Below are 9,130 nucleotides of genomic sequence, written 5' to 3' on the forward strand. Positions count from 1 at the left end.
CTAAGCTATGATCAGAGCAATCCGGATTTGTATGAGATAATGGGATGGAGCTGTTTCAGGCTGAAAAAATACGGATGCGCGAAAGAAAATTTCGAAAAAGCCGATGCGCTTAAACCTGATGATAAAATAAAATACGCACTGGCTCTGACGTATATGAATATGGGCGAAAATAAAAAAGCCGAAAGTATACTTGATCAGATTGCCTCCACCGATAATCCGGAATTGAGAATCAAAATAGCCGACGCATATCTGAATCTGGGTAAAATCGACAAAGCCGAGCGTGTTACCAATAGTGTTAAAATACACAGGTTTGAAGGAAGTGAAACAAAGAAAAATATAAAAAGAAACGTCAATATTCCCGAAAAAACGAAAAAACAGTACACTTTGCCTAAAAAAGAAAACAGCGGAGAGTTTTTCCCCGACGTTTTTGACGAAAACAAAGGTGAAATAAACAATTACAAATTAAACAACCTTTACAATTACAACAATGTCAAACCGATAATCGTAAACAATCCGGAAGACGAAATGCTGTATAAGGATTATGAAAAAATCCAAAGGGAGATTAAATTAAAAAAAAGCAATTATCTAAGTTTTATGGAAGCCGGTTTGAATATCAGAAGTAAAAGCGGCACCAGCGGAACGGACAAACTTACAAACCTGCTTCTTTACTTCAAGGGAAAATATTATTTCAATTACAAAAGTTCCGCTTATTTTAAACTTGGTATGATTAACCTCTCAAGCGGTGCGCTTAGCGACTATTCGCTTGTCGGAAGCGGTATGGGTGTTATTTTAAACGACGACTGGATTACAAGTTATACGGGGTTTTTACCCAAAATAGGATATTCTTATGAAGGTGAAAAAATATTTAACGCGGAACTCGGCACTACACCCGTCGGGGGGAAAAGCGGTGTAAGTTCTACCGTTACGGGAAAGCTTAGTTTCGGTGTTAAAAAAAATGATAAAAAATTACTGTTGACCCTTTTAAGAGAACCCGTAACGGATTCCATTTTGTCTTATGTGGGCAATAACGATCCGTATAGCGATAAATCGTGGGGAAGGGTGATTAATAATGAAATGAAGTTTGAATATCAAAAAACTCTCGACAGGCACGATTCTATGTTTTATGTTTCTTTTTCGATTGCCTACTTAAAAGGTGCCGAAACGGTAAACAACGAAAAATACGAAATAAATCTGTTTCCTTTGAAATATATAGGAAACGACTTGCTTAATTACGATTACCTGGGTGTTTTTTGTATGTTTGAATCCTACAGTGACAATGAAAGAAAATTCTATTATCCGAACGGCGGATATTTTTCTCCTTCATACTTTCTGCTTGTGGCACCTCGGTATGAGGGATATCTTTTCGGTGACGACAGACAGTTCGGTTTAAAGGCGTTTTTGATGGGAGGGCCTCTTTTTTATAAAGAAGACGGAGGTAGCAGTTTTAACCTGGGATTGGAAGGAGGTGTGTATTCAAAATATATACTTCAAAAAAACCTTGTTTTGAAAGGGGGGCTTGATTTGAGAAAATCCACCAATTACACAGATTTGTATGTGAATATATCAATGCAGTATTATTTCGGCGACAAAATGTTTATAAGCAAACAGGAATTGAACAATAATTTGAAGGAGATGTTAAAAACATGGTGATACCTATAGTTTCGTTAAAAGGGGGAGTGGGAAAATCCACTATATCGATTAATCTGTCTGATACGCTTGCATTCGAGGAAAAAACGATATTAATCGATACGGACCAGCAAAACAGCATAGCCTCACTGTTTTGCAAAAGATTTAAAAAAGGCTTTTCCGAAGTTATGTTTGATATGGCGGATCTTGACGAAGTAATTATGAAAGTGTTTGAAGATGAAAACCTTTATATAATACCGACGGGAATGTATGCCATAGAAAATCCGATAAGATATGAAGACGAATTTGACATAAAAAAATTAAAAAAGATAATTTTAAAACTGACCAATAAGTTTAAATATCTCATTTTCGACACTTCTCCGCGTATATCAAAACCCGTAATGTCTCTTTTGGAAGTTTCCGATTATTTTTTAATCGTAATAACACCCGATCCGGCGAGTGTCGCTTCGCTTAAAATTTTCTTAGACACCCTTGAAGAAAGAAAAATAGCTCATAAATATTCTCTTATAGTTAACAATATGCATCCCGACCAGATAACCGAGGATTTTTATTCGTTTATTCAGGCGGTCTCAAAAAACAATATAGTCGGAACCCTTCCCACGGATATCACCGTGCTTGAATCTTCCGCCGAATGTACGACTGTCAGAAGGTATGACAAAGACAGCGCTTTTGCGTACAATATGAATGAACTTGCAAAAAATCTTAAACGTATGATCAAAAAGATAGAAGATGAATACGGCGATTTTAGTTAAAAACGGTGAGCTCTGCGGTTATCCGGGCGATTTGCTAATTAACGGGGAAGTTATAAAAAGTTATAATCTCGAATTCGAATGTAAAGTCAACAACATAAAACTCCTTATAGGCAAATACTTGCCCGGTGAACTTATAAAAGCACTGAGGGAATCGGGAGTAATGTTTTTGAAAATCAAATCTTTAGAGGAACTTGAAGGCCTCGATATGGATATCTCATTCCCCGAAGAGTTTAATAAAAAAAGGGGATGGGGCTGTTCCGGAGGATTTAACGTTTCTTAAAATCTACAGTTTGAGAATTGCAAAGCCGGTTACAAAAAAAAAGAGAGACAGGATTTTAACGGATTATGACCGCCTTGATTTCCGTCATATCCTCAATTGCAAATTTAGGCCCTTCCCTTCCGATACCCGAGAGTTTAACACCTCCGTAAGGCTGTATGTCGAATCTGAGAGTTGGAATGTCGTTTATGATAACTCCTCCGGCTTCAAAATCGTCAATCGCCCTGTTCATCAGATCAACCCTGTTGCTGAACATGGAAAACTGCAGACCGTAAGGCGAATCGTTCATTTTTTCTACAGCCGTTTCATAAGAAGGAACTTTCACAAGGCTTACGATAGGAGCGAATACTTCTTCGCAGACTACGTTCATATCGTCCGTTACGTCGGCTAAAATTGTGGGTGAGAGAATGTTGTCTTCCCTTTTGCCTCCGGAAATAATTCTCGCCCCTTCGCTTACGGCGCTTTGAATCCATTTTTCGGCTCTTATCGCCGCTTCTTCATTGATTAAAGGTCCCATAAACGTATTTTCTTCAAACGGGCTTCCCACTTTTAGTTTAGCTGCTTCTTTTCCCAATTTTTCGGCAAATTCCTCATATATTTTTTCATCCACATATATTCTCTGAAGAGATATGCAAACCTGTCCGCTGTTTGCAAACGCACCTATTGCACATCTTTGTGCGGCCCAGTCGAGATTTGCCGTACTTTCTACGAATGTGGCGGCGTTTCCTCCGAGTTCGAGCGTTACTTTTTTAATCCCTGCGCTTTGAAGAATTATTTTCCCCACCGGCACGCTTCCGGTAAAAGATATTTTTCTCGGAATAGGACTGGTTACAAGAGCGCTGCCAACTTCCGCATCGCCGTAAACTACACTTAAGGCGTCTTTTATGGCGTATTCACTGTTTGTAAAAAGTTTTGCGAATGCGTAAGCCGTGTAAGGCGCTTCGGGGGTCGGTTTTAAAACCACGCTGTTTCCGGCTATAAGTGCCGGGGCTAATTTATGGGCAACAAGGTTGAGGGGAAAATTAAAAGGGGTGATTGCCACTACTACGCCAACGGGCACCCTTTTGTAAAAGGCCGTGGTTTTAAATCCGCTTCGAGTCGCGTCGGTGGGGATTGTTTCACCTACGATTCTGTATCCTTCAGCCGCGCAGATTCTAAGGTTTTCTATACATCTTTGTACTTCCACTTTAGCCTGTGAAATCGGTTTTGCCACTTCAAGGGTAATGAATTCGGCGAATTCATCTTTTCTTTTTTCGAGTTTGTCCGCCACGTCTTCAATCCATGCGATTCTTTGATGGAGAGGAGAATTTTTGGTATTTTTAAAAGCATCTTTCGCCTTTTCGAGGGCTTTTTTTGCATCTTCGGCGCCGCATTTTACATAGTTCGTTGTAACTTTTTTTGTATAGGGATTTACTATTTCCCCGAGGTCGCCGCCGAATTCATCCGAGCCTATCAGTTTTTTGGCAATAAGTTCCATTTTTGCTCCTTGTAGGGTTGTGAAAATTATATTTATAGTAATAATATCAAATTTTTGATAAAATTAGCTCAAAAAAGGATATATAATAATGAATGAGGCAAAACTGATTTGGATGGACGGCGAATTTGTTCCTTGGAATGATGCTAAAGTTCATGTTTTAACACATACACTTCATTACGGAAACGGTGTGTTTGAAGGGACAAGAGCGTATCAGACGGAAGAGGGGCTTGCGATATTCAGACTGCAGGATCATACCAAAAGGCTTTTAAATTCCGCGAAAATAGTAAAAATAGACGTTCCTTTTTTACAGGAGGAGCTTGAAGAAGCGCAGCTTGAACTGTTAAGGAAAAACAGTTTTAAACAAAACGTTTATATAAGACCTCTTATATTCTTAGGTTACGGTAAAATGGGGCTTTATCACATAGGGGCTCCCGTACATGTTGCCATTGCCGCATGGGAATGGGGCGCGTATCTCGGAGAAGAAGGGCTTGAAAACGGAATCAGGGTAAAAGTCTCTTCCATTACGAGAAACCCAGTAAAATCCACATTCGGAAAAGCAAAAGCGGTGGCTAATTATCTGAATTCGCAAATGGCTAAATTCGAAGCTATAGAGGCGGGGTATGAAGAGGCGCTGATGCTTGACGACGAAGGCTTTGTGGCGGAAGGCAGCGGGGAATGTTTCTTTATCGTAAGAGACGGTGTGCTTATTACCCCTCCGAATGACAATTCCCTCGAATCGATAACCCAGGCGACGGTGCTTGAGCTTGCGAGAGAGAGGGACATTCCGGTTGAAAGAAGAAGAATTACAAGGGATGAGGTGTATATTGCCGATGAAGCGTTTTTTACCGGGACGGCCGCGGAAGTTACGCCGATAAGGGAAGTTGACGGAAGAGTCATAGGAAACGGCAAAAGAGGGGAAATCACAAAAGAGCTTCAGGAAGCGTATTTTGACGTGGTGTACGGAAGGGAGAAAAGCTATAAGCATTATTTGACGTATATTTAATTTATTATAAAAACGAAAGGAAATTTATGCCGGCGGATTTAAACGGATGGATGAACAATAAAAACGGAAACGATAAAAAAGAGAGCGGAAATTTCGAACCGCCTAAATTCGAGCCTCCTAAATTTATACAGGGGGGAAGCGGGCTAGGAATTGTTATAGTAGCGGTGCTTGTGGTGTTCGGAATTATGTTTAAACCATGGGTTATAGTAAACGAGGGGGAAGTGGGGATTTTGTCCACAACCGGTAAATTCAGCCCCGAACCGCTGAATCCCGGACTCCATTTTTACGTACCGGTTATACAGAAGGTGATTTTGGTGGATACGAAGGTACATATGATAAGCTATAAAAGAAGCCAGGAAATAGGCACTATGCCCGACAGGTACGGGACCATAAAAGTGTATCCGGCTATAAACGTTCTTGATGCAAGGGGGCTTCCCATTACGGTTGAGCTTTCTGTCAGTTACAGGTTAAATCCGAAAGAGGCGGCTTATGTTGTAAAAACATACGGACTTAACTGGGAGGATAAAATAATAAATCCGATTGTAAGGGATGTGGTCAGAAACGTAATAGGAAAATACCCTGCGGAGGACATCCCCACTAAAAGAAACGAAATAGCCGCGAAAATAGAAAACCAGATTCGTGATCAGCTTCTGAAAATAGAACATAAACCGGTTATATTCGAAAGTTTTCAGTTAAGGGATATAATTCTGCCTGAAAACATTAAAAGGCAGATAGAAAGGGTTCAGATAGCAAAACAGGAATCCGAAAGGGCGAAATACGAGGTTTTAAGGGCTAAACAGGAGGCCGAGAAAAAAGCGGCGATAGCGAAAGGTATCGCGGATGCCAAAAAAATAGAGGCGAAGGGAAAAGCGGAGGCTATGCTTATTGAGGCGCAGGCACAGGCGAAATCAAACGAAATAATTTCCAAGTCGCTGACAACCGAACTTCTGAAATTAAAAGCGCTGGAAGTTCAGGAAAGGTTTAACGACGCCCTGAAAGTTAATAAAGATGCTAAAATATTCTTAACCCCGGGAGGGGCCGTTCCTAATATATGGATGAATATCGACGATAATAAAAAAGCGGTAACAGTAAACAGATAAGGAAAAAAATGGTTGATTTTGAAAAAAACGGCGGGCTTGTCCCCGTTATCGTCCAGGATGCGGAAACAAACGAAGTGCTGATGCTTGCGTATATGAATGAAGAGGCGCTTGAACTTACGCAAAAAACGGGTTATGCCCATTATTTTTCGAGAAGCAGGAATAAAATATGGAAAAAAGGCGAAAGCAGCGGGCATACCCAAAAGGTGGAGGATATACTGATTGACTGTGACAACGACACCTTGTTACTTAAAGTCAGGCAAAACGGAGTGGCATGTCACACGGGCAGAAGGTCCTGTTTTTTTACGAAACTCGATACCGGTGAGAAGGTCCTCGACAAAGTCAAAGAAATAGAGTATAATTTCATCGACAGACTCTATCATACTTTGCTTGATAGAAAAAATGCCGAGCCGGAAACTTCATATGTTTCTTCATTATACCACAAAGGTGAAAATTCACTTCTTAAAAAAGTAGCGGAAGAAGCGGCGGAGTTTTGCTTTGCGGTAAAAGACGACGATAAAAAAGAGATTATTTACGAAGCTGCGGATTTGGCGTTTCACACGTTGATTGCCCTGGCTTTAAAAAACATACATCCGGAAGCCGTTTTGGAAGAACTTAAAAGAAGGGAAGGCGTAAGCGGAATAGAGGAAAAAAGGAACAGAAACAGATGATTCCTTATTTTACCATCCTTCACTGGCTTGATATTGTATTCTTTTTAGTTTTATTTATATTTTTGGTGATAATCTCCGTAAAAGCTGCCGGCAACAGTACCAAACTTTTATTAAGCATGATATTTGCTTCTTTTTTGGTAACCGCTTTTTCTGCGGTTTTAGGGCTAATTATTTTGGAAAAATACACAAAAAAAGCCAAACTGATAAATGTGAAGCAAAGAAGAGTTTTGATCAACGAAACACTGGTGTTAAAAGGCAGAGTCAAAAATATAGGTAAATTTAAAATAAACTACTGCAAACTTGAAATCAAGCTTGTAAACAACGGATGGGGGGGCGGTTTTACAAAAGGAACGTTTTTCAAACCCGGAGGGCTTAACATATTCGGAAGCAAGGATGAAAAGAAGGCAAAACCGAATACCGTAAAAGCCACGAGAGTTATTATAAAAGACGGGCTGCTGCCGGGAGAGGTTAAATCTTTTTCCGCTATCATCCCGTATCCTCCGTATTTTAAAAACACCTATCTGAATTACAAACTGTACTGCCATTAACATTCGAAAATTATTTGGTTTTGTGAAGCGCAAGCTTCGAGGTTAAACGGTTTAGCTGGAAACATAAATATAAAATACAAGGAAAAAAATGACATTTAAAGAATTTAATTTAAAAGAAGAACTACTAAGAAGACTTGAGGAAATCGGTTTTGAAAAACCTTCTCCGATTCAGGAAAAGGCGGTTCCCGCTGTGCTTGAAGGAAAAGACATAGTAGCCCAGGCCCAAACGGGTACGGGAAAAACGGCGGCATTCGGTCTTCCGATACTCAATATGCTTAAAAAAGGACAAAAAGCCCTTATAATTACTCCTACGCGTGAGCTTGCCATTCAGGTCAGCGAGGAAATTTTCAGGTTCGGAAAGTATCTCGGAATACACACCGCAACGGTTTACGGGGGAAGCAGTTATTCAAGACAGATTAACCACATAAAAAATTCGCAGGTTATAGTGGCCACCCCCGGAAGGCTTATCGATTTGCTAAGCAGCGGGAAAATAGACATAGCCCCGGAATATGTTGTGCTCGACGAGGCGGATGAAATGCTTGATATGGGATTTTTGGACGACATTAAAGAAATTTTCAAATACGTACCGAGCAGCAGGCAGACGCTTCTTTTCAGTGCGACTATGCCTAAACCCATTTTAAGCCTGGCAAAAACGATTCTGAAAGATCCGGAATTTATACAGATAACGAAAAAAGAGGTTACGAATGAAAATATTAAGGAATATTTTTATGTAATCGACGAATATGAAAGAAACGATGCGTTAATAAGGCTTATTGATTACAAACAGCCCGGCAAGGCGATAGTTTTTTGCAGAACAAAAAAAGATGTTGATACGGTTGCTGAATTTTTAAACGGAGTCGGTTTTGACGCAAAAGGTCTTCACGGGGATATGGATCAGAGAAAAAGGGAAGAGGTTATAAGAGGGTTTAAAGGCAATAAAATTGAAATTCTCGTAGCCACCGACGTAGCCGCAAGGGGACTTGATGTAAACGACGTAACTCACGTGTTTAACTATCATCTGCCTCTTGATCCCGAAAGCTATGTTCACAGAATCGGAAGAACGGGAAGGGCAGGAAAAGAAGGTATGGCGATTTCCCTTGTAACACCGCACGAATTCAGGGCTCTTAGCAAGATTCAGAAAATTTCCAAAATAGAACTTAAAGAGGTTCCGACTTTAAGCGATGTGAAAAATACGGAAATTCAGAAAATTATGGAAAAAATAAGCGGTATCGAACCTAATGCGAAATCGATAGAAATCGTAGAGGTTTTACAAAACGATTTTGATCTTTTTACAATAGCCGCCAAATTTGCGAGTATGCTTTTTGAAAAAGAGGCCGACGGAAAAGAAAAAATCGGAAAAAGCATAAAAGAGGCGAAAAAACTTCTTGAAAGAAGCAAAAATTCCGGTACGAACGACAGGGACAGAAGAAGAAGCAGACGCGGCAATTTTAGAGGAGGAAGAAGCCAGGGAAGGGGCAGAAGAAGATAGTTTCTTCTTTTTTTTTAATCAATATAAGTGTCTGGTACTGTAATACCAAAACCCAAATGACAGCGAACAATATGTAAGGAATAAAAATTGCTTGAAGTGAAGTATGAAGAGGTTAGAGGTAAAAGAATTACATACAATAGAGGAATTAAAAAAAGAAATAAGAAACACT

General features: G+C 39.9%; 9 protein-coding genes. 8 read left to right on the forward strand and 1 reads right to left on the reverse strand.

Annotation, left to right across the window (positions count from 1 at the left end; genetic code table 11):
• The 3 genes from ACXJIE_RS02775 to ACXJIE_RS02785 form a co-directional block, all read left to right on the forward strand.
• The coding region (locus ACXJIE_RS02775) for a cellulose synthase subunit BcsC-related outer membrane protein (protein ID WP_456479453.1) at positions 1-1,650 on the forward strand (1,650 nt) is incomplete at its 5' end.
• The gene (locus ACXJIE_RS02780; RefSeq protein WP_456479454.1) at positions 1,644-2,399 is read left to right on the forward strand and encodes a MinD/ParA family ATP-binding protein; all 756 of its coding nucleotides are present in this window, start codon (positions 1,644-1,646) and stop codon (positions 2,397-2,399) included. The genes ACXJIE_RS02775 and ACXJIE_RS02780, both read left to right, overlap by 7 nt.
• Positions 2,377-2,679, forward strand: coding sequence for a hypothetical protein (locus tag ACXJIE_RS02785; protein ID WP_456479455.1), 303 nt, complete (start codon positions 2,377-2,379; stop codon positions 2,677-2,679). Before ACXJIE_RS02780 ends, ACXJIE_RS02785 begins: the two co-directional genes overlap by 23 nt.
• A 55-nt stretch (positions 2,680-2,734) precedes the next feature.
• On the opposite strand, the gene ACXJIE_RS02790 is transcribed toward ACXJIE_RS02785, so the two are convergent.
• Positions 2,735-4,153, reverse strand: a complete 1,419-nt coding sequence (locus ACXJIE_RS02790; RefSeq protein ID WP_456479456.1) for an aldehyde dehydrogenase family protein — start codon at positions 4,151-4,153, stop codon at positions 2,735-2,737.
• A gap of 88 nt (positions 4,154-4,241) precedes the next feature.
• Here ACXJIE_RS02790 and ACXJIE_RS02795 point away from each other — a divergent pair, with 88 nt between their 5' ends.
• The 5 genes from ACXJIE_RS02795 (at position 4,242) to ACXJIE_RS02815 (ending at position 8,961) form a co-directional block, all read left to right on the forward strand.
• Positions 4,242-5,156 carry a branched-chain-amino-acid transaminase gene (locus ACXJIE_RS02795; RefSeq protein WP_456479457.1) on the forward strand — a complete coding sequence of 305 codons (915 nt, stop codon included), beginning with the start codon at positions 4,242-4,244 and terminating at the stop codon, positions 5,154-5,156.
• Positions 5,157-5,182: 26 nt separating this feature from the next.
• Positions 5,183-6,256 (forward strand): prohibitin family protein, encoded by a 1,074-nt coding sequence (locus tag ACXJIE_RS02800; protein WP_456479458.1) that lies wholly within the window; start codon positions 5,183-5,185, stop codon positions 6,254-6,256.
• A gap of 8 nt (positions 6,257-6,264) precedes the next feature.
• Positions 6,265-6,924 carry a bifunctional phosphoribosyl-AMP cyclohydrolase/phosphoribosyl-ATP diphosphatase HisIE gene (hisIE, locus tag ACXJIE_RS02805; RefSeq protein ID WP_456479459.1) on the forward strand — a complete coding sequence of 220 codons (660 nt, stop codon included), beginning with the start codon at positions 6,265-6,267 and terminating at the stop codon, positions 6,922-6,924.
• Entirely contained in the window at positions 6,921-7,472 is a 552-nt protein-coding gene (locus tag ACXJIE_RS02810; protein ID WP_456479460.1) for a DUF2393 family protein, read from the forward strand. The genes hisIE and ACXJIE_RS02810 overlap by 4 nt, the downstream gene beginning before the upstream one ends.
• An 88-nt stretch (positions 7,473-7,560) precedes the next feature.
• Complete coding sequence (locus tag ACXJIE_RS02815) at positions 7,561-8,961, forward strand: DEAD/DEAH box helicase (RefSeq protein ID WP_456479461.1); 1,401 nt, start codon at positions 7,561-7,563, stop codon at positions 8,959-8,961.
• The last annotated feature ends 169 nt before the right edge of the window (positions 8,962-9,130 follow it).

The sequence above is a fragment of the Nautilia sp. genome (genome assembly GCF_053994455.1).

What these genes read in the sequence shown, in the direction of transcription:
- ACXJIE_RS02780 (WP_456479454.1), top strand. Translation starts at nt 1,644, where the DNA reads ATGGTGATACCTATAGTTTCGTTAAAAGGGGGAGTGGGAAAATCCACT.
- ACXJIE_RS02785 (WP_456479455.1), top strand. Translation starts at nt 2,377, where the DNA reads ATGAATACGGCGATTTTAGTTAAAAACGGTGAGCTCTGCGGTTATCCG.
- ACXJIE_RS02790 (WP_456479456.1), bottom strand. Translation starts at nt 4,153, where the DNA reads ATGGAACTTATTGCCAAAAAACTGATAGGCTCGGATGAATTCGGCGGC.
- ACXJIE_RS02795 (WP_456479457.1), top strand. Translation starts at nt 4,242, where the DNA reads ATGAATGAGGCAAAACTGATTTGGATGGACGGCGAATTTGTTCCTTGG.
- ACXJIE_RS02800 (WP_456479458.1), top strand. Translation starts at nt 5,183, where the DNA reads ATGCCGGCGGATTTAAACGGATGGATGAACAATAAAAACGGAAACGAT.
- hisIE (WP_456479459.1), top strand. Translation starts at nt 6,265, where the DNA reads ATGGTTGATTTTGAAAAAAACGGCGGGCTTGTCCCCGTTATCGTCCAG.
- ACXJIE_RS02810 (WP_456479460.1), top strand. Translation starts at nt 6,921, where the DNA reads ATGATTCCTTATTTTACCATCCTTCACTGGCTTGATATTGTATTCTTT.
- ACXJIE_RS02815 (WP_456479461.1), top strand. Translation starts at nt 7,561, where the DNA reads ATGACATTTAAAGAATTTAATTTAAAAGAAGAACTACTAAGAAGACTT.